Source organism: Enterobacter sp. UPMP701 (assembly GCF_053709515.1).
On the sequence record NZ_JBSKJN010000001.1, the window covers coordinates 551,656 to 577,409 of the forward strand.

The following is a 25,754-nucleotide window of genomic DNA, read 5'->3' on the forward strand; positions in this document are numbered from 1 at the left end:
CCGGCAATACAGAGCGCTCGGATTAATTCAACCCTTCCGCCTTCAGCGCCGCTGCAACCGCGGGGCGTGCCGCGACGCGTTCCATATACGACGCAATATGATCTAACCCTTCCAGGTTCAGTTTCACCGCGCGCGCCCAGCGCAGAACGGTAAACAGATACGCATCAGCAATGGTGAAACGCGAACCGCAAATCCACTGGTCGTCTTTCAGCGATTCGTTAACATACTGCAGTTTTTTCTCCAGCAGCGCGCGCACGGTAGGTTTGTACTCTTCCGGCGTATCCGGGCGGAACAGGGGAGTAAAGCCTTTGTGCAGCTCGGTGGCGATATAGTTCAACCACTCCAGCGTTTTATAGCGTGCAATGCTGCCGGTAGGGGCAAGGAGCTGACGATCCGGTACGTTGTCCGCCAGGAACTGCATAATCGCCACACCTTCGGTCAGCAGAGTACCGTCATCCAGCAGGAGCGCCGGAACTTGTCCCTTCGGGTTTATGGCAAGGTAATCATCGCCGTTTTCCAGACGTTTTTTCATCAGATCAACGCCATCCAGCGTGAAATCTTTGCCGCTCTCGCGCAGGGTGATATGGGAAGCAAGAGAGCACGCGCCCGGTTTGTAGAACAGTTTCATCGGTAACTCCTTTTTGCTGAGGTTGTAGCTATGTTAGTGCGCGAACGGGTAAAAAAAAAGCCGCTAATACATTAGCGGCTTCTCTTCAGTCGTTTCTCACGGATTTTACGCGGTAGCGGTGTTAGTCGCTTTAGCGCTCTTGTCGTCGTCCTGAGTCATTCGATTCAGTTTCGGTGCGGTCAGCAGCATCAGCACTGCAATCACCGCTGTCGCGATACCAATCTGCATGAACACAGTACCGTAGACGTTCAGGGAGAGCAGCGGATCGGTCACGTTTTCTGGCACAGCCATCAGGTTCGCAATCTTACCAGCGATGATCGCCGCACCGGCAGTGGTCAGGAACCAGCTACCCATAATGAAGCCCATCAGACGCTGTGGAACCAGCTGTGCAACCATCGCCAGACCCAGACCGGAGATCATCAGTTCACCAATAGACTGCAGCGCGTAGCTCAGGATCAGCCAGTTAACGGAGACGATACCTGCGTCGGACGCAAACTTAGTCCCCAGCGGCAGCACCAGGAACGCACCAGAACAGAGCAGCATACCCACCGCGAACTTGTGCGGCATTGGCAGACGATCGCCCATCTTGTTATAGATTGCGGCCAGAATCGGGGAACCAATCATGATCCAGAACGGGTTCAGCGCCTGGAACTGCTCGGGTTCGAATGCGATACCCAGAATAGAGTGTTCTACGTTACGAATCGCAAAGAAGTTCAGTGAAGTCGGCATCTGGCTGTACAGCACGAAGAAGATAATGGCTTCCAGCATCAGAATGAACGCCACAATCATCTTACGACGCGCAGCGCCCTGCATCGCGAACGCTTCTTTCGCGAAGATGACTACGATACCCAGCGCAACCACGCCCAGAACGGCACGAGCGATACCCTGGTTGTGCAGCAGCCAGGTGGCGATTGCCGCCAGGACTACAACGCCCACGATGGTCGCCAGCAGTTTGCCCATATGTACAGGTTCGAAGTCTGGTTTAGAACCGTAGTCTTTAACCCAGCTACGACAGAACAGGAAGTTCACTACCGTGATCAGCATACCCACGAAGCTCAGCGCAAACGCCACGCTCCAGCCGAACTTCGCGGCCAGCCATGGGGTGGCCAGCATGGAGAAGAATGAACCGATGTTGATGGACATGTAGTACATGGTGAATGCACCGTCCAGACGTGGGTCATCTTTGCTGTAGCAGGTAGAGAGCAGGGAGGACGGGTTCGCTTTGAACAGACCGTTACCGACGGCAATCGTCGCCATACCCATATACACGACAGCGGCATCATGCCCTGACCATGCAACCAGACCATAGCCAATCGCCAGAACAATGGCGCCCAGCATAATGACACGTTTAGTGCCGAGAACTTTATCACCCAGCCAGCCGCCGATAGCAACCAGACCGTAGACGAGGGCACTGAAGGAAGAGAACAGCGTAATGGAATCGGCTTCGGACATACCCAGCTGTTTAACCAGGTAAACCGCCATGATCCCTTGCAGGCCGTAGTAACCAAAACGCTCCCATAACTCGATAGAGAAGATGAGATAGAACGCTTTTGGTTGTTTAAAAGCGTTAAGACTCACGCTTTCATCTGTTGGTTTATTGTTTGCAGTCGACACATATACCTCTTTTTTTACATCCCATATTAACGGGGGTGTTCGTAGCGTGATGGCCGTAGTCCATACGCCTTATAGTTATATTGGGAGGAGAAACGGCGGGTAATGTTCACTATCCTGACCCGTCTGGCAATACGTTTGTAATAATCTGTTACATATATCTGAAGTGGTATAATCGTCGGCTCGGGCAAATGTTATTCAGCGTTAAATTTTATACGGTGCGTAAAGGTAGATTTTTCGACTGGTAACTACCCATCCTGAACGGCTTATGGCGATATGTTCTGCTATTTACCGCTTCATGCAGTGATATAGCCCATATTCTTAAAAATAGATGGTCTTATCTTCGGTTATTAAGAGGGGGTATCCTGGCAGACAAAGGGTTAAGGCCGATTTTACCAACAAAAAATCAACATGAAGTTATCAGGGTGATCCTGGTCACAGATATATAGAAATTTTTGGCTATGAAAAAAGTATTAACCTGTTTGAGCGTTAAACAGCCGAACAAGTGACAAGCCAGGAGAAGCGAAGGGCGGACAAATAACGGCCAAAAGAAGAACGAGCGGTAGCCCTTCTTTTGGTGCGGGGTTGTGACGATCAGGGATAGACTTTTTCTTTGTATTCGCAGAGATCTTCAATAATGCATGAGCCACAGCGAGGCTTACGGGCAATGCAGGTATAACGGCCATGCAGAATCAGCCAGTGATGGCAGTCAACCTTGAACTCGGCGGGAACCACTTTCAGCAGCTTCTCTTCGACCTGCTCGACATTTTTACCCGGTGCGAAGTTGGTCCGGTTAGATACGCGGAAAATATGCGTATCCACGGCGATGGTAGGCCAGCCAAACGCGGTATTGAGCACCACGTTCGCCGTTTTACGCCCCACGCCCGGCAAGGCTTCCAGCGCGGCGCGATCTTCCGGCACTTCACCGCCGTGTTGTTCCAGCAGGATCCGGCAGGTCTTAATCACGTTCTCCGCTTTGCTGTTAAACAGGCCGATGGTTTTGATATAGGATTTTACGCCCTCCACGCCCAGTTCCAGCATTGCCTTTGGCGTATTGGCGACCGGATAAAGCAGGGCGGTGGCTTTATTGACGCTCACATCGGTCGCCTGCGCAGAGAGCAGCACCGCGATCAGCAGCTCAAACGGGGAGGTAAAATTCAGCTCCGTCGTCGGGTGCGGGTTCTCATCCCGCAGACGGGTCAGGATCGCAATACGCTTTTCTTTATTCATGAAGCTTTCTCAGGTGTCTCTTCCGGAACGCTGCGCTCAGCCGCGCGGCGCTTACGTTTCTCATCAATCAGGTATTTTATCGCCAGCATCATGCCCAGGCCAATAAACGCACCAGGTGGCAACATTGCCAGCAGGAACGGCGTATCGGTGTGAAACACTTCTATACGCAGCACTTTGGCCCAGCCGCCCAGCAGTGCATCAGCGCCATCGAAAAGCGTCCCGTTGCCCAGAATTTCACGCATGGATCCGAGGACAAACATGGCGGCAGTCGCGCCCATACCGATGGAAAATCCATCCAGAGCGGAAATAGCGGGGTTGTTTTTTACTGCGAACGCCTCAGCGCGGCCAACGACGATACAGTTGGTGACGATAAGCGGAATAAAAATCCCGAGCGACTGATACAGGCCAAACGCATAAGCGTTTATCAGCATCTGGACGACACTCACCACCGACGCAATGATCATCACGTAAATCGGAATACGGATTTCTGATGGCGTCCAGCGTCGCAAAACAGAAATAGAGAAGTTGGTCAGGGTTAGCACCAGCGTGGTCGCCAGTCCCAGCCCGAGCGCGTTGGTGGCGGTGGACGTTACCGCCAGCAGCGGGCAGAGCCCCAGCAGCTGTACCAGCGCGGAGTTATTTTTCCACAGCCCCTGGACAATAACCTCTTTAACCTGGCTCATGATTACTCCTCACAGGCCGGAAGATTGTTGATTTGCGCGGGCAGCGTTTCGGCATACAGCCCGGCTCGTTTTACGGCGTTAACCACCGCCCGCGGCGTGATGGTTGCGCCCGTGAACTGGTCAAACTCGCCGCCATCTTTCTTCACAGCAAACGCGGTGTCATCTTCGCCATGGATCACTTTACCGGCAAAGTGCAAAATCCAGTCGCTCAGCCGGGTTTCGATTTTATCGCCCAGCCCCGGTGTTTCATGGTGCTGCGTGACGCGGGTCCCGAGGATGGTACCTGAAAAATCACTGCCCACGAGCAGTTGAATGGCACCGGAGTAACCGTCAGGGGCCGTTGCTTCCATTACCGCGCCTACCGGCTTATCTCCTTTACGGGCGATAAAGACGCGATGCGCGCCTTTTCCAAGCTGCGGGGCGTCTACGACAAAGCAGCTTTTTTGCAGGTCATTATCGTAGATATCGGACGGGATCACCTGGTCGAACAGCGCCTTTTGCTGCTTCGAGGCCTGTTCCTCAATGGTTGTTTTGGTCAACGCATTGACCAGGGCCGTCAGCCCTGTCAGAACCGCAGCGAAGACAGCCAGCGTGACGCCGTGCTTTTGCATCGTTTTTAACATGGCGAAACCCTTAGCGATGGCCGTACACGCGCGGGCGCGTGTAATAGTCGATGAGCGGAACGGTAATGTTGGCGAGCAGGACAGCAAACGCCACGCCGTCCGGATAGCCACCGAAGCTGCGGATGAGCCATACCAGCAACCCCGCCAGTGCGCCGAAGATCAGGCGACCGCGGTTGGTGGTGGACGCCGTCACCGGATCCGTCAGGATAAAGAATGCGCCTAACATGGTCGCCCCGGAGAGCAAATGCATCTGCGGGCTGGCCAGTGATTCAGGAGAGAAGATCCAACCCAGCGAGGCGCAGACCGCCAGCGTCACGAGGAAGCTGACCGGAATATGCCAGCGAATGGCCTTCTGCTGCAGCAGGAACAGGCCGCCGAGCAGATAGGCCAGGTTGACCCACTGCCAGCCCGCACCCGCCAGCATGCCGCTGTAAATGGCAGATTTCATGATCTGCTCAACGCTGTGTCCGGCGTGCAGGGATGTTTTAAAGGTATCGAGCGGCGTCGCCTGGCTGATACCGTCCACGCCCATACGCAGCGCGTTCATATCCGCACCGAGCGCCGTATGGCCGGTAAAGATCACATGCAGGGCATCCATAAAGCCCGGAACCGTGGCTGCAATCTCGTGCGGTGGCAGCCAGCTGGTCATCTGTACCGGGAAGGAGATCAGCAGCACCACGTAGCCGATCATTGCCGGGTTAAACGGATTATGACCCAGCCCGCCATACAGCTGTTTAGCAATAATTACGGCAAAAACGGTGCCGAGCACCACCATCCACCACGGGGCAAACGGCGGGATACTGATGGCCAGCAGCAGGCCGGTCAGCAGCGCGGAGTTATCAGCCAGGATGCGGGAAACCGCCATCTTGCGCAGCTTCAGCACGAGGGCTTCCGCCGCGACGGCGCTGGCGCAGCCAAGGACAATCTGGAACAGGGTTCCCCAGCCGAAAAACCAGCACTGAACGGCAATGCCCGGCAGTGCGGCCAGGCAGACCAGCATCATAATGCGTGAGGTCTGGCGCTGGTTATGGGTGTAAGGGGAACTTGCGATTCTGAAAACCATTTAATCCTCGTTTACGGCTTGCTGTGCGGCTTTCTTCGCCTGAACGCGCGCGATAGCGGCTGCGACGGCAGCCTTGCGCGGGTCGTCGTTTGCGGCCTGCGGTTGCTCTTCCTGCTGTGCTGCTTTGCGCGCTTTGGCGCGGGCAATCGCCGCTTCAACGGCGGCTTTGCGTGGGTCGAGCGGTGCTTCAGGTTCTGCGGCTGGTGCCTGCTGCGCCGCTTTACGCGCTTTGGCGCGAGCAATCGCCGCTTCAACGGCGGCTTTACGCGGGTCAACCGCTTCCTGTTTAACCACCACTGGCTGCTCCCCGGCCTTGCGGGCTTTGGCACGGGCAATGGCCGCTTCGACGGCAGCTTTGCGTGGATCGATTCCAGCTTCCGGCTGTGCCGTTTGTGCTTTTTCCGCCTGGCGGGCGCGAGCCGCAGCCTTACGCGCTTCGCGGGCGGCAATCGCTTCGCTGTTATCCGGTTTATCACCCGCCTGGATCACCACCGTCTGGGCGGCATTCGCTTTTTTCTCACGAACGCGCGCCAGTGCGGCGTTAATCGCATCCTGATCTTTTTCGCCAGGTTGTACCGCTGCCTGCTTATGGCGTTCCTGACGGGCGATTTTTTCGCGTTCCAGTCGCGCCTGACGTGCTTCAAAGCGCGCTTTGGCTTCTGCTGCACGTTTTTCTTCCATGGAGATGGCATAAATCTCGGCCTTCTCCTGGCGGAAATACTGCACCAGCGGAATATTGCTTGGGCAAACCCAGGCGCAGGCACCGCATTCGATGCAGTCGGCCAGGTTGTGGGCTTTAGCTTTGTCGTGCAGCTGGCCTTTGCTGTACCAGTACAGCTGCTGCGGGAGCAGGTCCGCGGGGCAGGCATCGGCACAGGCGCTGCAGCGGATGCAGCCTTTCTCTTCCTGCTCTTCCCCCATTTCGGTTGGAGAAGGGGCGAGCAGGCAGTTGGTAATTTTCACTACCGGGACATCAAGCCACGGCAGGGTAAAGCCCATCAGCGGGCCGCCCATGATCACCATCTGATCGCTGGCCGGGCAAAACTCAGCCTGTTCCAGCAGATGGCGCACCGGCGTGCCGAGGCGCGCCCAGACGTTGCCCGGACGAGAAACTGACCCTCCGGTCAGCGTAACCACGCGCTCGGTCAACGGCTCGCCGTCAATCACTGCACGTTTCACCGCGTAGGCAGTGCCGACGTTTTGCATCAGCACACCGATATCCGACGAGCGTCCGCCATGCGGCACCTGCTTCCCGGTAAGAATTTGCGTCAGCTGCTTTGCGCCGCCAGAAGGGTACTTGGTCGGAATAACGCGCAGGGCAATATCATGACTACCGGCCAGCACGGCGCGCAGCATCGAGATAGCCTGTGGCTTATTGTCTTCGATACCAATCAGCACTTCCCGCGGCTGCAGAATATGCGCGAGGATGCGGATGCCTTCCACCACCTGGGCGGCGCAATCCTGCATCAGACGATCGTCAGCGGTGATATATGGCTCGCATTCGGCGGCATTGATAATCAGCGTCTGAATCTTATCGCCACCGCCGTGCAGCTTGACGCCAGTCGGGAAGCCCGCGCCGCCAAGCCCCGCGACGCCGAACTGATGAATACGTTCGATAAGCGCGTCGCGGCTCTGGCTGCGGTAGTCGCTCCAGCCGTCACGGTCGATCCAGCGGTCTTCGCCGTCGGCTTCAATAATCACGCTCAGTTCCGACAGCGCGGACGGATGAGCCACCGTATGAGGGGCAATCGCCACCACTTTTCCGGAGGTAGGGGCGTGCACCGGCAGCATACGTCCGCGTCCGAAGGTCAGCGGCTGACCGCGCAGCACCGTATCGCCTTCTTTCACGCACAGCTCGCCCTCAGCGCCAATATGCTGCTTGAGCGGCATGACGTAACGCGTCGCCAGCGGAATTTGACGCAGCGGCGTGCCGTTGGACTGGGTTTTCATCTCTGGCGGATGGATACCGCCGTCAAAGTCCCAAATCTTCTCTTTTCTGAAAGCAGAAAATAACTTAAGCATGTTGTTCCACAGGAATATTGCGAACCGGAATGGTTTGAAGATCCCACTTCCAGTTTTCGGTAGTCATTTCAACCGGGCGCAGCTCAATACATTGCGTCGGGCAGGGGGCCACGCAGAGGTTACAGCCGGTGCACAGATCCGCCACAACGGTGTGCATGGCGCGGGTCGCGCCGACAATGGCGTCAACCGGGCAGGCCTGAATACATTTGGTGCAGCCGATGCAGTTTGCCTCGTCGATCACCGCGAGGGCGCGAACCGGCTCCTGCACTTCCGCATCGCCATCAACGGGCTGCGGATCAACGTTAAGCAGGGCGGCAATTTTCAGCATCACCGCTTCGCCACCGGGGGCGCAGCGGTTAATTTTTTCACCCTGAATGCCTACCGCTTCAGCGTAAGGGCGGCAGCCCGGGTAGCCGCACTGTCCACACTGACTTTGCGGCAAAAGATCATCAATTTTCTCAACAACAGGATCGTCCTCTACCGCGAAACGGCGGGAGGCGTAACCCAGGATAAGGCCAAACGCTAACCCCAGGACGCTGATAGAGGCGATGGCAATCCAGATAGCATTCATTACAACTTCACCAGACCACTAAAGCCCATAAAGGCCAGAGACATTAAACCTGCGGTGACCAGCGCAATCGCATTACCGCGAAATGGCGCAGGGATATCCGCTGCCGCCAGGCGTTCGCGAATCGACGCGAACAGCACCATAACAAAGGAGAAACCGACGGCGGCGGAAAAACCGTACAGCGCCGACTGCATAAAGTTATGACCAAGGTTGATGTTCAGCAGCGCCACGCCGAGTACTGCGCAGTTGGTGGTGATCAGCGGCAGGAAGATACCCAGCAGACGATAGAGCGCCGGGCTGGTTTTACGCACCACCATTTCGGTAAATTGCACAACAACCGCAATGACCAGAATAAAAGCCAGCGTCCGGAGATAGATTAACCCCAGCGGAATGAGGATCCAGGTATCAATCAACCACGCGCAGATGGACGCCATCGTCATGACGAAGGTCGTCGCCAGCCCCATGCCCATCGCCGTTTCCAGCTTTTTGGACACGCCCATAAACGGACACAGGCCAAGGAACTTCACCAGAACGAAGTTGTTAACCAGCACAGTGCCGACAAAGAGCAGTAAGTAATCGGTCATTATTTAGCCTGAAATAAAAAAGCCGCCTATTATCGGACAAACCGGGGCAGGCGACAACAGGTTATCTGTAAGGTTATTGCGGGTTCACGAAGGTGTTTTTCACCCGCGTCGAGCGCTTGAAATACGGCACCAGAAGCGCCGCGGCCAGTAACGGGAAAAGCAGCTGGCGAACGGCAAGCGCATCAGACACCGGCGAGAAAGCAAACGCTTTAACCGCCAGCAGGACGGAAACGAGCAGCCAGATAATGTAGTGCTTAGGCACACTTTTGCGGCGTTTGAAGAAAGCGATAGTCAGCCACAGGGTGTAGTACCACATTCCGATCGCGAAAACGAACGACACGAACCACATCGCAATATTCAGCACGCTTTGCGACATCAGAGTCTGGATGGCGTGAGGGGTAATCAGTGCGGTGGTATACAGCAGCAGCGCAAGTGATGCGCTTAATAAGGCAACCAGCAGCCATGCCAGTGGGGCGATTAACCAGCCTCCAATGCGTTCTCCAGGCGTTGCGGTCATGAACTCTCCCATAATCTGCGCGAAATGTTGTACAGCCAGTTTGCAGGGCGGAGAGTATATAACATTCCGCGCGGATGGCTACTTTCTTATAAAACGTAACGCCATACGGACTTAGGCACTTCACCGACGTTGAACAAGCGTCCGCCGGAGACCAGCTCCGCACGGCGATGATCCGCGGCGCGATACATATTGATAATGTCCTGATTATCCGACAGGGTGTAATTCAGATGGTCAAACAGTTTTTCCAGGCTCTCAAGCGAATTGATCTTGCGAAATTTTAATAAATAGTCCTGAACTGTCATATTAATAAGTTTCCATATAAAAGTGAGTAATACCAGTTACGGTAATTCGGTCGAATAATAAACGGATTAATAAAGACGTAAACAGCCCACTCAGGTAATGCAACGAAATTAGGAGTTTTCTTTGCTGAAAGTATCAGGCATCAGTTGGCGATGCCTGGAAGAGAAGGTTAACCGTGTTCACCAGGGCTGGCAATACGTAACTGACACATTATGTCACTCTTTATGGCAGTAACCGGTTACTTAGGTTGGGCGACCGTAGCAGGCTCTGGCGGCTGGTAGTTGTCAATATGGCTGGCTACGCCGAGCAAAATGACCGAAACCCCAAGAACAATCCATCCCGCTAATTCGATGATTCGATTAATAATTGATGCCATGATTCGCTGTTGTAATTTATCCATAAATACAGGTCGCAAATGTTACAGCGCTGTTTCTCCGACGGCAAGCGCTTTGGGAACGATTCCCTTAAACAAAATCAGAAGGTTAATACTATGTAACAAAAATAACCGCTACAGCCTGCTATTTTAAGCGCGATGGCTCATTATTAATGAGGGGAATGCCAGACTGGCCAGTATGAAATAAGAAACGCATAAAAGAGGACCATACGATGAGTGATAACATCCGCGTCGGGCTTATAGGGTACGGGTATGCGAGCAAAACGTTTCATGCGCCGCTCATCTCCGGCACGCCCGGCATGGCGCTGGCGGCGGTATCAAGTAGCGACGCCGCCAAAGTGCACGCTGACTGGCCCGCTGTGCCGGTTGTCTCCGAGCCTAAACATCTTTTCAACGATCCGAATATTGATTTAATTGTTATTCCCACCCCGAACGACACGCACTTCCCGCTGGCGAAAGCCGCGCTGGAAGCCGGGAAGCACGTCGTTGTCGACAAACCCTTCACCGTGACGTTGTCACAGGCGCGAGAGCTGGACGCGCTGGCAAAAAGCCTCGGCAGACTGCTTTCCGTATTTCATAACCGCCGCTGGGACAGCGATTTCCTGACGGTTAAAACGCTAATCAGTGAAGGCACACTAGGGGAGATCGTTTTTTTTGAATCCCACTTTGACCGCTTCCGTCCGCAGGTAAGAAAACGCTGGCGCGAGCAGGCCGGTCCGGGTAGCGGCATCTGGTACGATTTAGCCCCGCATCTTTTGGACCAGGCTGTGAATCTGTTTGGTCTGCCGGTGAGCATGACGGTCGATCTGGCCCAGCTCAGACCCGGAGCGCAGACAACCGATTACTTCCACGCGGTACTCAGCTACCCGCAGCGCCGGATTGTGCTGCACGGCACAATGGTCGCGGCCGCTGAGTCTGCCCGCTATATTATTCACGGCACGCGCGGGAGCTACGTGAAGTTTGGCCTCGATCCGCAGGAAGACCGCCTTAAAAACGGCGAACGTTTGCCGCAGGAGGACTGGGGCTATGATATGCGCGACGGCGTGGTCGCGCGGGTTGAAGGCGAGGAACTCGTTGAGGAGACCTTGCTGACGATCCCGGGTAACTACCCGGCCTACTATGCGGCCATTCGTGACGCGCTAAACGGCACGGGGGAGAATCCGGTTCCGGCGAGCCAGGCGATTCAGATTATGGAGCTGATTGAGCTGGGCATCGAATCTGCCAAACATCGCGCCACGCTCTGTCTGGCATAATTTTTTAATATTTTGTCGGCCGGGTAAGCGTCAGCGCCACCCGGCACGGTGTTAACCGCGAGCCACTTTATCCTTCAGCGCCTGCTTCTCTTCAGGCGTCAGGAAGGCAATTTCCAGCCCGTTGATCTGCGCCTGACGGATCTGCTCGCGACTCAGACCCGCCTGCGGTGCGGCGATGTTGTACTCATGGATGATATCCACGCCCTGAACCGCCGGATCGTCCGTGTTCAGCGAGGCCAGCACGCCGTGCTCGAGGAACGTTTTCAGCGGGTGATGCGCCAGCGATGCCACGGTGCTGGTCTGAATGTTGGACGTCAGGCACGACTCAATGCCGATACGCTGCTCCGCCAGGAAATCCATCAGGGCGCTATCTTCTACCGCCTTCACGCCGTGGCCGATGCGCTCGGCGCCCAGCTCGCGGATGGCCTGCCAGATGCTTTCGGGGCCAGCCGCTTCGCCCGCATGGACGGTAATATGCCAGCCGGCATCGCGCGCGCGGTTGAAATGGGAGAGGAACAGACTGCCCGGGAAGCCCAGCTCGTCACCGGCGAGGTCGACGGCGGTAATTTCATCGCGATGCGCCAGCAGCGCTTCCAGCTCCTGCAGACAGGCGGCTTCGCCGAATGTACGGCTCATAATGCCGATCAGGCGGGCCTGAACGTCGAAGGTTTTACACCCTTCGCGGACGCCTTCAATAACGGCTTCCACCACGCCAGCAACGGGCAGGCTGTGGGTCATCGCCATATAACCTGGCGAGAAGCGCAGTTCAACGTAATGCAGGCCGTTACGGGCCGCGTCTTCAATGTTCTCAAACGCCACGCGGCGGCAGGCATCCAGCGAGGCCAGCATCTTCACGCCCCAGTCCAGCTTGCTCAGGAAGCTGACCAAATCCGGTTCATTGGAGGTGACCTGAACGTGTGGGATCAAAGACTCAAGCGTCTGAGCAGGAAGCGTTAAATTGAACTGGCGGCCAAGATCGAGGATGGTTTGGGCACGAATGTTACCGTCAAGGTGACGATGAATATCAGTTAAAGGCAGGCGTGTATCAATCATGGTCGCACTCTTTTCTGGTTAAAGTGCGCCATATTATAAAAACAAAACGGGGTAAAAAGCTATTTGCGCAAGGGAATAATCCGTTGCGCAAATTGATTACAGGAGCGCGTTAATCCCGGCGATGAGGCGTTGAACGCCTTGTTCCAGCTTGCTGCGCGGGCAGCCCGCATTAAGGCGGACAAAGCCATTTCCCTCTTTGCCATAGGTATATCCCGGCATAATGGCGACTTTTTGTTGCTCGATCAGGACTTTTTGCAGTGCCCGATCGTCAATATTCAGCGGGCGCAGGTCAATCCAGGCCAGATAGGTTGCCTCCGGCGGCTGCCAGTTCAGTTTCGGAAAAGCGCTGTTTACTTCCTGGGCGATGTACAACAAATTCTCTTCCAGATAACTCCGCAGGGCATCCAGCCACGGCGCTCCCTGCTGATAGGCGGCGATATGCGCCGTTAGCGCCAGCACGGAGGGGGAAGAGAGTCCGTCGCGGCCTTTAAGCGCGCTGAGATAACCGTTGCGGCTCTCTTCGTCGCCGATAAGACCGTACGCGCCCGTCAGCGCAGGAATATTGAAGCTTTTCGAGCCGGAGGTGAGAAGCGCCCATTTACCGCGCGCCACCGTGTTCCACGGCGTGTGACGATGCTCTCCCCACACCATATCCATGTGTATTTCATCGCTGATAACCGCCACGTCATAGCGCTCACACAGTTCCGCCATCTGCGTCAGTTCTTCCCGCGTCCAGACCTTGCCGGTCGGGTTTTGCGGGCTGCACAGCAGCAAAATTTTGTTTTCCGGTTTCGCCAGGGCCGCTTCCAGTGCAGCCATGTTTCCCTGCCAGCCTGCGGCATGCTTTTCCATCTCTACGGGCACCACATGACGCGCATTGCCTTCAATCGCTTTGTAAAACGCATCGTATGCCGGGGTGTGAACTACCACGCCCTCACCGGGATTCGACCAGAGACGGATAAGCTCTGACACCATATAGATGACGGAAGGGCCGTAAACGATAGTTTCCTTATCAATTCGGCTGTTAAGGCGTTGCTGGAACCAGTGCGCAACGGCGGCAAGGAACTCGTCGTTTTTCCAGCGGCTATAGCCTAAAACGCCGTGGTTGATGCGCTGATGCAGCGCGTCAGTAATGCAGGGGGCGGTGGCGAAATCCATATCCGAGATGGTGAAGGGCAGCAGATCCGCCGCACCAAAGCGGTCGGCGACGTAGTCCCACTGCGTACACCAGGTGCCGTGTCGATCCACGACGGTAGAAAAATCAAACATGACGTTAATCCTTAAAGTAAAACCCCCTCATGAGAGGGGGCTGAGGCATCAGGCTTCTACTGTTCGCATCAGGGTAGCCAGCTCATCCTTCACCGACTGCACCTGCGGGCCGATAACCACCTGCAAATTGTGCTGATTTAACTGTACCACGCCGATGGCCCGGTTGGCTTTCAGGGCGTTGGTATCCACTTTTGACATATCCGCCACCGACAGACGCAGGCGGGTAATGCAGTTATCCAGCGAGGTGATGTTATCCGCACCGCCCAGCGCCGCCAGAATGGCAGGGGTGTTATAGCCGGATTTGCCCACGGTCCCGGCAACCGCCTGTTCAACGCTGCTCGCCGTTTCAACATCGCGGCCAGGCGTTTTCAGGTTAAAGCGGGTGATGGCGAAGCGGAAGATACCGTAATACACCGCAAACCAGATAGCCGCCACGACCGGCACCAGATACCACTTAGTGGACAGACCGTGCAGGATCCCGAACACCACGAAGTCAATCACGTTGCCGTCAGTGTTGCCGATGGTGACGCCCAGCACCGCCATCACAGTAAAGCCCAGGCCGGTCAGCACCGCGTGGATGAGATACAGCACCGGCGCCACGAACAGGAACAGGAATTCGATTGGCTCGGTGGTACCGCCCACGACGCAGGCAATCACGCCGGAAATCAGCAGGCCTTTAATTTTATGACGATTTTCCGGTCGCGCGCAGTGGTACATCGCCAGCGCGGCACCCGGCAGGCCGCCGAGGAAGGCCGGCATTTTACCCTGGGACAGGAAACGGGTGGCGCTTTCAGAGAAGCCGTGGGTGGTCGGGCAGCTCAGCTGCGCCTGGAAGATGGTCAGCGCACCGCTTACGTCGTGACCGCACACCTCCATGGTACCGCCCGCTTCGGTGAAGCGAATCAGGGCCACCAGGATATGCTGCAGGCCGAACGGCAGGAGCAGGCGCTCGCCGGTGCCGAAGATCATCGGACCAAAATCTCCCGCGCCGTTGATGATGCGGCCAATGCCGTTGATGCCCATCGCAAAGACCGGCCAGATCAGCGGAATGATCAGACCAAACAGACCCATGACCACCAGGGTGATAATTGGCACAAAGCGGGTACCGCCGAAGAAGGCCAGGGCGTCCGGCAGACGGATATTGTGGAAGCGCTCGTGCAGCATCCAGATAATCACACCCGCGATCACTGCACCGAGGATCCCGGTATCAATAGACTGGATACCGATCACGCTCTGAATGTTGTTGGCTTTCAGCACGGCAGCGTCGGTGGTCGGCAGAATGCCTTTCGCAGTCAGCCAGAAATTAACCGCCAGGTTCATCACCGCGTAACCCACAAAACCGGCAAACGCCGCGACGCCTTTATTTTCGCGCGCCAGACCCAGCGGGATAGCGATACAGAACATGACGGGCAGGAAGCTAAACGCAAAGGAGCCGACTTTACTCATCCAGATAAAGATCGCCTGCAGCACGGGGGTGCCGAGGAACGGGATCAGCGTGATGACGTCTTTACTGCTTAGCGAGCTGCCGATCCCGAGCATGATCCCGCAGAACGAGAGGAGCGCCACGGGCAGCATAAAGGTTTTACCCAGTTGCTGGAAAAATTCCCACAGCGATATTTTTTGTGCTGCTTTCGCCGTCATAAAACGACTCCTTTATTGTTAAAATCAGTTTGTCTGCTTCAATGCTGCGAGAAGATAAAACGTTTTATCAAAGTTTAGTGCGCGCTAAATCACATTCTCAGGCTTTGACTGGTAGTATAAAGATAACGTATTGATAAAACGTTTTACCGATCTCATTTTAGGGAGTCACGCCGACACATGGCTGTAGCGAAAAAAATCACCATCAACGATGTCGCGCTGGCGGCGGGCGTTTCCGTCAGCACCGTTTCTCTGGTGCTCAGTGGAAAAGGGCGCATCTCGCCCGCAACCGGTCAGCGGGTGAACGAGGCGGTTGAGCAGCTGGGCTTTGTGCGTAACCGTCAGGCGTCGGCGCTGCGCGGCGGGCAAAGCGGGGTGATTGGCCTGATTGTCCGCGACCTGACCTCACCGTTTTATGCGGAGCTGACCGCCGGGTTAACCGAAGCCCTTGAAGCGCTGGGGCGGATGGTCTTTCTGCTGCACGGTGGACGCGAGGCCGGGCAGCTTCTCTCCCGGCTCGATATGCTGCTGAACCAGGGGGTGGACGGGGTGATCGTCGCCGGAGCGTCGGGCGTGGGCAGCGAGCTGTGCGAGCGAGCCGCCGAAAAAGGCGTGCCGCTGGTGTTTGCTTCGCGCGCCAGCTACCTGGACGAGGCCGACACGCTGCGCCCGGATAACATGCAGGCCGCGCAAATGTTGACCGAACATCTGATTCGTCGCGGGCATCAGCGCATTGCCTGGCTGGGAGGAAAAAGCTCCTCTCTGACGCGCGCCGAGCGGGTTGGCGGCTACTGCGCGACGCTGATTAAATACGGCCTGCCGTTCCACAGTGAATGGGTCGTGGAGTGTGAATCCAGCCAGAAGAAAGCGGCGGAAGCGATAGGCGCGCTGCTGCGCAGCAATCCAACGATCAGCGCCGTGATTTGCTACAACGATGTGATTGCCATGGGCGCCTGGTTTGGCCTGATCCGCGCCGGGCGTCAGAGCGGCGAGGGTGGGGTGGAAACTTTCTTCGGCCATCAGGTGGCGCTGGGGGCATTCGCCGACGTTGGCGAAAACGCGCTGGACGATCTCCCGATCGTCTGGGCCACCACCCCTGCGCGGGAGATGGGCTATACGCTGGCGGACAGGATCATGCAGCGCATCGACAATACGGATGTGCAGGCCGGGCACCAGATTGTGGCGGCGCGGCTGGTGACGGTGAAATAGTCCGGGCACATCGCCCGGCGGCGCTGCGCTTGCACGGTTCTGCAAAACCCCGTAAATCACCCGGCAATAAAAAACCCCTCATACGAGGGGTTTGACGTTTACTGCTGCGGTGCCGCCGGTTCGGCTGGCGCTGCCGGTTCAGCCGGTTCCGGCATGCCCAGCGTCGGCATACCAAACATGCCAACAAACTCTTCCAGCGGCATTTTATCGCCGTTGAGGGTCACCTGGCCGTTGGCATACTGCAGGCTGGTGGAAATCGTGTTGTTTTCCACTTTGGTGATGCGGAACATCTGGCCCATCGCCGCCAGGCCTTTCACCTGCTGGTTCGCCAGCTTGCCGGCATCTTCATCACCGTAGCCTTCCAGCTTCGCAATCTGAGTCATAAACTCGGTCGCCATATCCATCGGGATGGTCAGCTTGCTGTCGAGCGACTTCACGCTGCGATCCACTTCCTGCGCCAGCGTCTGCGGTTCACCCGTGGCGGTTGCCGGATCTTTCAGGAACAGAGACAGGTTAAAGCTGGTTTCGCCTTTGCTGTTTTTCCAGCTCAGCGGCGCAACGGTTATCACTGGCTCGCCTTTCAGCAGGATTGGCAGGTTATTGAACAGTACCGCCATCGCCTGCTGTTGGTATACTTCAGGGTTCTGCTGCAGCGCGGCATCGGTCAGCAGCGCCTGGCTCTCTTTGCTGTATTTCTGGCTAAACTCGTGCCACGCCTGGCCGTCGATATTGCCGATCTTCAGCGACAGTTTGCCGGTGCCCAGATCCTGATTCTGCACTTTCAGGCTCTTCAGGGTGTAATCCAGCTGGGTATTGATGCTCTTACCGTCTTTGGATACGTCGGATTGACCGTTAACGTCCATGCCTTCCAGCACAGCCATCTCTTTGCCTTCGATAGCGACTGCAATCTTATCAACGGAGAGCTTCTGATCGCCGATGCGCTCTTTAAAGTCGGTCATACGGCTGCTGCCGTCGGCTTTCAGGTTGTTGAAGGTAAGCTGAACCTTTTGGTTGTATTCGTTCACGGCGTTGATCAGGCCGCTTTCCGCTTCACCCGTCATGGAGAAGACGTTGCCGTCCCGATCCGCATCGAGTTTGAAATGACCGCCGCTGAAGGCGACTTTTTCATTCTCTTTCTCGTAGTTCAGCGCTTTCAGCGCGATATCAGAGCGGGTATCACCGGAGTAGCTAATACGGGTATTAATGTCGAAAGGCGATTCATTCTTCGCCAGGTCAAACAGCGGTTTGGTGACGTCGTTATTCACCAGCACGGTATGAACGGACGCCATGGACGGGATCAGGTTAAACGACTTTAACTGCGCCAGCGGCAGCGGACCGTGGCTTACCACTTCATCCAGCACCACGCTCTGTCCCGGTTTCAGCCAGCCGTTTGCCGCACCGGCAACCGGCTTCACTACCAGCTGCATACGGCTGGTAAATACGCCGCGCTGATAGTTCTGGTAGCTCAGCTCCAGACCCGCCTCCGGCGCGCTGCGCTTAATCTCTCCGTTAGCCTGCGCCACCATCTCAGCCAGACGGCCTTCCAGCTGTTTCCCGGTAAACCAGGAGGCACCCGTCCAGACCACGCCTAACGCTACAATCACTCCAACCGCTACGACCGATTTTTTCATTGCGACTATCCCTAAAATGAAACCAGGCGGTAAAAACCGCCTGGAGATATTAAGCCTCCAACTAGCTTAGCAAGAGTTGTTAAAAAATTCAGTAAGTGCTTAAAGCTTATTGAAAACGCGCGCCAGGCGACCGGTGCCGCTTACGTTAACCGGAGACTCATTGGCTGCAACGAATGCTGACTCACCGGGCTTAAGCACCAGACGCTGTTCGCCTTTGCGCAGCGTCGCTTCGCCCTCCACGCAGAACAGAATTGCCGCGCTCTCCTGTGCGATAGTCGTTTCTGTCTGGCTCAGATCATGCAGGGAGAAAGCAAAATCCTCGACCGGAATCGGGAAGTCCAGCTCTGCGCCGTTTTTCACCGGCTGAGTCAGCAGCTCCGCGGCAGGCTTCGCCACAAACTTCACGTTGGCAACCAGCTCAGGGATATCGATATATTTCGGCGTCAGGCCTGCACGCAGCACGTTATCGGAGTTGGCCATCACCTCCAGCGCCACGCCCTGCAGATAGGCGTGCGGGGTTTCGGCGAACAGGAACATCGCTTCACCCGGGTTCAGCTTCACTACGTTCAGCAGCAGAGGGGAGAACAGGCCACTGTCGTCCGGGTAAAACTCGGAAATCAGGCGGATGGTTTCCCACGGTTCACCTTGCTGGCTGTCCAGAACCGCTTTCAGCACCGCCAGCGCGTGAGATTTCTCTTCACCCTGCATATTCAGCAGGCTGGCGAACAGCTGGCTCAGCGCGTCTGCGTTCGGGTTTTCGAGGAAGTGGGCGATGGCCTTGTTGGCCCCCGCGACTGGCTGCAGCAGGGAGATGATCTCTGAAAACTCGCGGAACGCGTTCATCGCCAGGAACGGGGTCAGCGCAAAGACCAGCTCCGGCTTGTGGTTTGGATCTTTGTAGTTACGCTCGGCAGCGTCTAACGGGATGCCCGCCGCGTTCTCTTTGGCAAAGCCAATTTCAGACGCTTTCTTGTTCGGGTGAACCTGGATAGAGAGCGGCTGATCGGCGCACAGGACCTTAAACAGGAACGGCAGTTCGCCGAAGCGCTGAGCCACCTTATCGCCCAGCAGCGCGGCTTTATCGGCATCAATCACGTCACGCAGGCTATGAACCTGGCCGCTGGCGTCTTCAATTTTTGAGCTGCTCTTCGGGTGCGCCCCCATCCACAGTTCCGCCATCGGCAGGTTATTCGGGTTCGCGATACCGTAGAGATCCGTTAACGCAGTTTTACTTCCCCAGGCGTAGTTTTGCACTGAGTTAATGAGTTTTTGCATTATCAAGCCCTGATTCAATTGTGGAATTAACTCCGGGTATTAAAGCAATAAACCACGTGGAAGTAACCTGTGGATGTAAAAAGTCGTACTAGTCTCAGTTTTTGTTAAAAAATTGTGTAGGATAAGCTGACTCGCTTTTAAGCCGGGCAGCGGAACATCTGCCCTGAATAAACAGACCGAAGCAGTAAGTGAGAGAACAATGTCGAATAAACCCTTCCATTATCAGGATCCTTTCCCCCTCGGTAAGGATCAGACCGAGTATTACCTGTTAACCCGCGATCACGTCTCCGTCTCTGAGTTTGAAGGACAAGAGATCCTCAAGGTGGATCCGCAGGCGCTGACGCTGCTGGCGCAGCACGCTTTCCACGACGCCTCCTTTATGCTCCGCCCCGCGCATCAGCAGCAGGTTGCCGATATCCTGAGCGACCCGCAGGCCAGCGAGAACGATAAATACGTTGCCCTGCAGTTCCTGCGTAACTCTGACATCGCGGCGAAAGGCATTCTGCCAACCTGCCAGGACACCGGCACGGCGATCATCGTCGGTAAAAAAGGCCAGCGCGTCTGGACCGGCGGCGGTGATGAAGCGGCGCTGGCGCACGGCGTCTACAACACCTACACCGAAGACAACCTGCGCTATTCGCAAAACGCGGCGCTGGATATGTACAAAGAGGTCAACACCGGCACCAACCTGCCTGCACAGATCGATCTCTACAGCGTCGACGGTGACGAGTACAAATTCCTCTGTATCGCCAAAGGCGGCGGTTCAGCCAACAAAACCTATCTCTACCAGGAAACCAAAGCGCTGCTTACTCCGGGCAAGCTGAAAAATTACCTGGTTGAGAAGATGCGTACCCTCGGTACCGCAGCGTGTCCGCCGTACCATATCGCCTTCGTAATTGGCGGAACGTCGGCGGAAAGTACGCTGAAAACCGTCAAACTGGCCTCAACCAAATACTACGACGGTCTGCCTACCGAAGGTAACGAGCACGGCCAGGCGTTCCGCGACGTACAGCTTGAGCAGGAACTGCTGGAAGAGGCGCGTAATCTGGGCCTCGGCGCGCAGTTTGGCGGCAAATACTTTGCCCACGACGTGCGCGTGATCCGTCTGCCGCGTCACGGAGCCTCCTGTCCGGTCGGGATGGGCGTCTCCTGCTCTGCGGATCGCAACATCAAGGCCAAGATCAACCGCGAAGGCGTGTGGATCGAAAAACTGGAAAACAACCCGGGCAAATACATTCCGGAAGAACTGCGTAAAGCGGGTGAGGGTGAAGCGGTTCGCGTTGACCTGAACCGTCCGATGAAAGATATTCTGGCGCAGCTTTCGCAGTATCCGGTCTCGACCCGTCTCTCCCTGAACGGCACGATTATCGTGGGCCGCGACATCGCGCACGCGAAGCTAAAAGAGCGTCTGGACAACGGCGAAGGGCTGCCGCAGTACATTAAAGATCACCCGATCTACTACGCAGGCCCGGCGAAAACGCCTGAAGGCTATGCCTCCGGCTCGTTAGGCCCAACCACTGCAGGGCGTATGGACTCGTACGTGGACCAGCTGCAGGCTAACGGCGGTAGCATGATCATGCTGGCGAAAGGTAACCGCAGTCAGCAGGTGACGGATGCCTGCCACAAGCACGGCGGTTTCTACCTGGGCAGCATCGGCGGCCCGGCAGCGGTGCTGGCGCAGGGCAGCATCAAGAGCCTGGAGTGCGTGGAATACCCGGAACTGGGTATGGAAGCGATCTGGAAAATTGAAGTGGAAGACTTCCCGGCGTTTATCCTGGTGGATGACAAAGGTAACGACTTCTTCAAGCAGATCCAGTCGTCCCAGTGTTCGGCGTGTGTGAAGTAAATTGAAAAAAGTCGGGTGGCGCAGCCGCCACCCGACATCCAAAAGAGCGCACAAAGCGCCATACCGTTTCTCAGAAGTCATCAATACTTATCCCTTAAGCATGTGAGCAATCCCTCTTTTGTTATCAAGGAGAAAGTAATGACCACGGTACGCCATGAGAAAGACTCGATGGGCGCCATCGACGTCCCGGCCGACAAGCTATGGGGCGCGCAAACCCAGCGTTCGCTGGAGCATTTCCGTATTTCGACCGAAAAAATGCCCGTCTCGCTGATCCAGGCGCTGGCGCTCACCAAACGCGCCGCCGCGAAAGTGAACCAGGATTTAGGCCTGCTGAACGCCGACAAAGCCACGGCCATCATTAACGCTGCCGACGAAGTGCTGGCGGGCAAGCATCCCGACGAATTCCCCCTCGCTATCTGGCAGACCGGTTCCGGCACCCAGAGCAACATGAACATGAACGAAGTGCTGGCGAACCGGGCTAGTGAACTGCTTGGCGGCGCGCGCGGCATGGAGCGTAAGGTCCACCCGAACGATGACGTCAACAAAAGCCAGAGCTCTAACGACGTCTTCCCGACGGCGATGCACGTGGCGGCGGTGATCGCTATCCGCGAGCAGCTTATCCCGCAGCTCAACGTGCTCAAATCCACGCTTAACGAGAAAGCGCAGGCCTTCCGCGACATTGTCAAAATTGGCCGTACGCACCTGCAGGACGCCACGCCGCTGACCCTCGGCCAGGAGATTTCCGGCTGGGTGGCGATGCTGGAACACAACCTGAAGCATATCGAGAACAGCCTGCCGCACCTGGCGGAGCTGGCGCTCGGCGGGACGGCGGTCGGCACCGGGTTAAATACCCATCCAGAATACGCGGTGCGCGTGGCGGAGGAGCTGGCAAACATCACCGGACAGCCGTTCGTCACGGCGCCCAATAAGTTCGAAGCGCTGGCTACCTGCGATGCGCTGGTCCATACCCACGGCGCGCTGAAGGGGCTGGCAGCCTCGCTGATGAAAATTGCCAACGACGTGCGCTGGCTGGCTTCCGGTCCGCGCTGCGGCATCGGTGAAATCAGTATCCCGGAAAACGAGCCGGGCAGCTCTATCATGCCTGGTAAAGTCAACCCGACCCAGTGCGAAGCCATGACCATGCTCTGCTGTCAGGTGATGGGCAACGATGTGGCCGTGAACATGGGCGGTGCGTCCGGCAACTTTGAGCTGAACGTCTATCGTCCGATGGTGATCCACAACGTCCTGCAATCGATTCGTCTGCTGGCGGACGGGATGGAGAGCTTTAACGAGCACTGTGCGGTAGGGATTGAGCCCAATGGTGAACGCATCAGCCAACTGCTCAATGAATCTCTGATGCTGGTAACGGCGCTGAATACCCATATCGGCTATGACAAAGCCGCCGAGATCGCCAAAAAAGCGCATAAAGAGGGGCTGACGCTGAAAGCCTCCGCCCTGGCGCTGGGTTATCTCTCGGAGGCGGAGTTCGACGCCTGGGTTCGCCCGGAAGCGATGGTTGGCAGCCTGAAATAATCATCCCGCCACGTACAGGTGCAGCCGCGGAATAATCAGCTGTAGCGGCTGCGCCTGAGGTCTGTAACGGTGCTGGACATTGTCCGCATCGTAATTCAGCAGTTCCCCAATATCGGGTACCACCGCACCCTGACCGGCATCGTAAAGCGCAATCAGCGGCGTCGGGCAGGCATACTGCACCTGTTTTTGCTGGCCGGAATACCAGACGCGGGCGATAGGCTGCACCTTCACCGGGCGCTTTATCTTGAGGCGCGTGTCCGCCGGTAGTGAGGCGATGCTGTGGTACTCCTGCTCCAGGCGCTCAATCCACTGTTCACGCGACCACGGCGCGACGGTGCGCGGCGTCTTCAGGCTTTTTTCAAGCTGAGCCAGAATCTCATCCCGGGTGAAGTTTTTAATGATGTGCTTATTCGCCCAGCCGAAGCGCAGCGTGGCGGGGTTACGTAGTACCGTCAGGGTACGGTAGGCATTCAGGGTAATCAGCCCCGGAAGCTGACGGTGCACCCACTCAAACCGGGCGGCAGGGGCGAGGCCGGACTCTTCGGTGATGATCTTTTCAAAGGCCGCCTTCAGGGTGTTGATATGCGCAATCTGGCTTTCTAGCGCTTCACGCGTTGTTGCATCGGTTTGCAGACAGATAACGCCCGGCAGGCGCACGGCCGCCTTACTGCTGCGGTTTTCTGACTGCTGCTGGATAAACAGGCGACGATAGTGCTTCAGCGCCAGCTCAAGGGCCGCGCTGCCGATGTGCTGTTCAACCTCAATGGTGTCCAGCGGATCGTGCTCGGCCCCTTTGGCCACATCGGGCAGGGTAAAGACGCGCGCGGCCAGCAGGCGGCAGGTCTGCAAACGTTCGCTCAGGGTAAGTAGCTCGTGCTCTATTTCGCGAAAGGTACTGTTCAGCCTTTCGATGAGATCGTAGGTCGCCATAAACACTCTCATTAGTTACAACATACTTATCATATAGCACAGCACGCCGGGTCAGGCCAGCGTGCAGTTAAGGTCAGGCAGGGACGGGAAGGGCGATGTTATAGTACACCGGCCAGCTAAAGCAGAAGCGCGCACCGCCGAGCTCGCTCTCTTCGCAATGCACCGTACCGCCCATCGCCTGCGCGATAGAGTAGACAATCGCCAGCCCCAGGCCGCATCCGCCTGTGGCGCGATCGCGGCTGGGGTCGAGGCGGACAAACGGTTCAAACACGGTTTCTCGCGCTTCCGGGTCAATTCCCGGTCCGTCGTCCTCCACCGTCAGGCTGGCCCGGTTCCCCTGCAAATCCAGGCCAATCTGGAGCGTACTCTCGCTGTAGCGCATGGCGTTATTCATCAGGTTGTCCAGCACGCGCTCCATCAGGCGCATATCGAGCGCGCCGTAATCACCCGGCGTGACGCGCGTCAGCAGCGTGCGCTGCGGGTTGACGCTCTGAACATCCTCAATGTGGGTTTGCAGCCAGGCAGGCAGGTCCGGCGTGCTGAGGTTCAGTTCGTTCTGCGGACGATCGAGGCGCGCGTAGGTCAGCAGCTCCTCAATCAGCGCTTCTAGCTGGCTGATATCGCGGTTAAGCGCCTGAGACTCCGCTTCCGTCAGATTCTCGCTCATCTCCAGACGATAGCGCAGGCGAACCAGCGGCGTGCGCAGTTCGTGGGCAATTCCGTCGATCAGCTGCTTCTTACTGGCGATCAGGGCATTGATATTATCGGCCATTTGGTTAAAGGCCACGCCCAGACGTTCAAAGCTGGAACCGCTGTCGAAGTGAATGCGTTCGGTAAAATGCCCCTCGCCAAAACGCTGCGCGGCGGATTCCAGCTTCAGCATGTCCTGCCAGTGTGGGCGCATCCAGATAAAGACCGGAAACGCGAGTGAAATGGCGATAAAGGCCATCAGCGCCATGTCCAGCAGACGCATCTGGTGCAGATAATAGAGATAGGGTACCGGCCCGACGGCCAGCACGTAATGGCTGCGCGGAATACGCTGGATAAAGGTGTATTTCTCATCCAGCGCGACGATATCCCCGTCGCGCAGGCGCTGCATGGCGGGCGGATCCAAATCGAAATCTTTTAACGGCTCAATGCGTAAATCGAATGACAGGTTCAGATCCAGCTCTTTCAGGGTTTTCGCCCAGTCGTGCGGCGGGATCTCTCTCAGCTCGCTGCGCATCAGATAGAGCGAGCTTTTCATCAGATCGTCCAGTGACTGCCTGCCCGCACGTTCGGCGGTGAACTTATAGACCAGCCCAACCAGCATGGTCATCACCAGGAAGCAGACAAACAGCAAAAGATAAAACTGCACAAACAGCTTCTTCATTCCATCTCACCGAAAAAACAATACCTGCAGAATATACATGAAAACCCGTCGATACTTTCATGTCTGTGAAGCGTGTTACATGGCTTTCGCGCTGTTTTTTACCTTAGCAATCAGTTTTTCCGTTACGGCCAGACCTTCCGCAATGTGCGGATCAATCACGGCACTCCCAAATTCATTTATTAAATCCAGAAGTATTTCGTAAGACTGGATAAGTTCAAGGAGATCAACGAGCGCTTTTTGATCGGCACGGGAGGGTGAGGAACGTCCAAACGCGGCCTGATTAACAATCCATTCAAGATTGGTTTTGATGGCTTCAACTTCATGATAGCTATACATATTTCATAGGCTTAAATCCTCATTTCAAGATTTCATGGGAGACGTTTCGTGAGAGCTTCACGGTGAAAGTATGGATGTAGCCGGAGTGGTACGGGCGAAGAAATGAAAGGAGTCGTTTTAATTATGGAATAGTTCGCTGGCTTATCAAGTTAATTGTTGCGCAAACGTGCAAATCAACGCGCGAAA

At 56.2% G+C, this 25,754-nt stretch carries 24 protein-coding genes; 4 read left to right on the forward strand and 20 right to left on the reverse strand.

Translation table 11 applies throughout. The features are described from left to right. Positions 1–22: 22 nt before the first annotated feature. The 12 genes from gstA to blr all read right to left on the reverse strand — a co-directional run bounded on the left by gstA (position 23) and on the right by blr (position 10,193). Complete coding sequence (gene gstA, locus ACWKXT_RS02715) at positions 23–628, reverse strand: glutathione transferase GstA (RefSeq protein WP_454531584.1); 606 nt, start codon at positions 626–628, stop codon at positions 23–25. A gap of 105 nt (positions 629–733) precedes the next feature. Further along, positions 734–2,242, reverse strand: a complete 1,509-nt coding sequence (dtpA, locus tag ACWKXT_RS02720; RefSeq protein ID WP_454527021.1) for a dipeptide/tripeptide permease DtpA — start codon at positions 2,240–2,242, stop codon at positions 734–736. 591 nt (positions 2,243–2,833) lie between these two features. Beyond that, complete coding sequence (gene nth / locus ACWKXT_RS02725) at positions 2,834–3,469, reverse strand: endonuclease III (RefSeq protein ID WP_008500570.1); 636 nt, start codon at positions 3,467–3,469, stop codon at positions 2,834–2,836. Then, a complete protein-coding gene (locus ACWKXT_RS02730) occupies positions 3,466–4,152 on the reverse strand; it encodes an electron transport complex subunit E (RefSeq protein ID WP_454531585.1) in 687 nt (228 codons plus the stop codon). The genes nth and ACWKXT_RS02730 overlap by 4 nt, the downstream gene beginning before the upstream one ends. A gap of 2 nt (positions 4,153–4,154) precedes the next feature. Continuing rightward, positions 4,155–4,775, reverse strand: coding sequence for an electron transport complex subunit RsxG (rsxG, locus tag ACWKXT_RS02735; protein WP_454527019.1), 621 nt, complete (start codon positions 4,773–4,775; stop codon positions 4,155–4,157). A gap of 10 nt (positions 4,776–4,785) precedes the next feature. Beyond that, positions 4,786–5,838: an electron transport complex subunit RsxD gene (gene rsxD / locus ACWKXT_RS02740; RefSeq protein ID WP_080327307.1), complete on the reverse strand. Its 1,053-nt coding sequence runs from the start codon at positions 5,836–5,838 to the stop codon at positions 4,786–4,788. Beyond that, positions 5,839–7,860 (reverse strand): electron transport complex subunit RsxC, encoded by a 2,022-nt coding sequence (gene rsxC, locus ACWKXT_RS02745; protein ID WP_454531586.1) that lies wholly within the window; start codon positions 7,858–7,860, stop codon positions 5,839–5,841. It abuts the gene before it with no gap. Further along, positions 7,853–8,431: an electron transport complex subunit RsxB gene (gene rsxB / locus ACWKXT_RS02750; protein WP_454527017.1), complete on the reverse strand. Its 579-nt coding sequence runs from the start codon at positions 8,429–8,431 to the stop codon at positions 7,853–7,855. The genes rsxC and rsxB overlap by 8 nt, the downstream gene beginning before the upstream one ends. After that, positions 8,431–9,012, reverse strand: a complete 582-nt coding sequence (gene rsxA / locus ACWKXT_RS02755; RefSeq protein WP_014883581.1) for an electron transport complex subunit RsxA — start codon at positions 9,010–9,012, stop codon at positions 8,431–8,433. The genes rsxB and rsxA overlap by 1 nt, the downstream gene beginning before the upstream one ends. A gap of 73 nt (positions 9,013–9,085) precedes the next feature. Continuing rightward, positions 9,086–9,529: a DUF2569 domain-containing protein gene (locus ACWKXT_RS02760; RefSeq protein ID WP_454531587.1), complete on the reverse strand. Its 444-nt coding sequence runs from the start codon at positions 9,527–9,529 to the stop codon at positions 9,086–9,088. Between the two features lie 86 nt (positions 9,530–9,615). Further along, positions 9,616–9,831, reverse strand: a complete 216-nt coding sequence (ydgT, locus tag ACWKXT_RS02765) for a transcription modulator YdgT (protein ID WP_013096896.1) — start codon at positions 9,829–9,831, stop codon at positions 9,616–9,618. Between the two features lie 236 nt (positions 9,832–10,067). Further along, positions 10,068–10,193: a division septum protein Blr gene (blr, locus tag ACWKXT_RS02770; protein ID WP_170289847.1), complete on the reverse strand. Its 126-nt coding sequence runs from the start codon at positions 10,191–10,193 to the stop codon at positions 10,068–10,070. 242 nt (positions 10,194–10,435) lie between these two features. On the opposite strand from blr, the gene ACWKXT_RS02775 reads away from it, so the two are divergent. Beyond that, the gene (locus ACWKXT_RS02775; RefSeq protein WP_454531588.1) at positions 10,436–11,476 is read left to right on the forward strand and encodes an oxidoreductase; all 1,041 of its coding nucleotides are present in this window, start codon (positions 10,436–10,438) and stop codon (positions 11,474–11,476) included. Between the two features lie 51 nt (positions 11,477–11,527). On the opposite strand, the gene add is transcribed toward ACWKXT_RS02775, so the two are convergent. From add to malX, 3 genes are all read right to left on the reverse strand, one after another. Then, positions 11,528–12,529 carry an adenosine deaminase gene (gene add / locus ACWKXT_RS02780; protein WP_454531589.1) on the reverse strand — a complete coding sequence of 334 codons (1,002 nt, stop codon included), beginning with the start codon at positions 12,527–12,529 and terminating at the stop codon, positions 11,528–11,530. 96 nt (positions 12,530–12,625) lie between these two features. After that, positions 12,626–13,798: a MalY/PatB family protein gene (locus ACWKXT_RS02785; RefSeq protein ID WP_454531590.1), complete on the reverse strand. Its 1,173-nt coding sequence runs from the start codon at positions 13,796–13,798 to the stop codon at positions 12,626–12,628. 48 nt (positions 13,799–13,846) lie between these two features. Next, positions 13,847–15,439, reverse strand: coding sequence for a maltose/glucose-specific PTS transporter subunit IIBC (gene malX / locus ACWKXT_RS02790; RefSeq protein WP_023335462.1), 1,593 nt, complete (start codon positions 15,437–15,439; stop codon positions 13,847–13,849). Between the two features lie 177 nt (positions 15,440–15,616). Here malX and ACWKXT_RS02795 point away from each other — a divergent pair, with 177 nt between their 5' ends. After that, complete coding sequence (locus ACWKXT_RS02795; RefSeq protein WP_454527013.1) at positions 15,617–16,645, forward strand: Mal regulon transcriptional regulator MalI; 1,029 nt, start codon at positions 15,617–15,619, stop codon at positions 16,643–16,645. Positions 16,646–16,743: 98 nt separating this feature from the next. Here ACWKXT_RS02795 and ACWKXT_RS02800 read toward each other — a convergent pair whose 3' ends face one another. Next, on the reverse strand, positions 16,744–18,276 hold the full coding sequence (locus ACWKXT_RS02800) for a YdgA family protein (RefSeq protein ID WP_454531591.1): 1,533 nt from the start codon (positions 18,274–18,276) through the stop codon (positions 16,744–16,746). Between the two features lie 99 nt (positions 18,277–18,375). Next, complete coding sequence (manA, locus tag ACWKXT_RS02805) at positions 18,376–19,551, reverse strand: mannose-6-phosphate isomerase (RefSeq protein WP_454531592.1); 1,176 nt, start codon at positions 19,549–19,551, stop codon at positions 18,376–18,378. 199 nt (positions 19,552–19,750) lie between these two features. Here manA and fumA point away from each other — a divergent pair, with 199 nt between their 5' ends. Both fumA and fumC read left to right on the forward strand, forming a co-directional pair. Further along, a complete protein-coding gene (gene fumA / locus ACWKXT_RS02810) occupies positions 19,751–21,397 on the forward strand; it encodes a class I fumarate hydratase FumA (protein ID WP_454531593.1) in 1,647 nt (548 codons plus the stop codon). Positions 21,398–21,535: 138 nt separating this feature from the next. Beyond that, positions 21,536–22,930: a class II fumarate hydratase gene (gene fumC, locus ACWKXT_RS02815; protein WP_454531594.1), complete on the forward strand. Its 1,395-nt coding sequence runs from the start codon at positions 21,536–21,538 to the stop codon at positions 22,928–22,930. Here the strand turns inward: fumC and tus are convergent, their stop codons facing one another. From tus to ACWKXT_RS02830, 3 genes are all read right to left on the reverse strand, one after another. Further along, positions 22,931–23,860: a DNA replication terminus site-binding protein gene (gene tus, locus ACWKXT_RS02820; protein ID WP_454531595.1), complete on the reverse strand. Its 930-nt coding sequence runs from the start codon at positions 23,858–23,860 to the stop codon at positions 22,931–22,933. 73 nt (positions 23,861–23,933) lie between these two features. Then, positions 23,934–25,232, reverse strand: a complete 1,299-nt coding sequence (rstB, locus tag ACWKXT_RS02825; protein WP_454531596.1) for a two-component system sensor histidine kinase RstB — start codon at positions 25,230–25,232, stop codon at positions 23,934–23,936. Positions 25,233–25,307: 75 nt separating this feature from the next. Beyond that, positions 25,308–25,568 (reverse strand): hypothetical protein, encoded by a 261-nt coding sequence (locus ACWKXT_RS02830; RefSeq protein ID WP_454527002.1) that lies wholly within the window; start codon positions 25,566–25,568, stop codon positions 25,308–25,310. Positions 25,569–25,754: the final 186 nt, after the last annotated feature.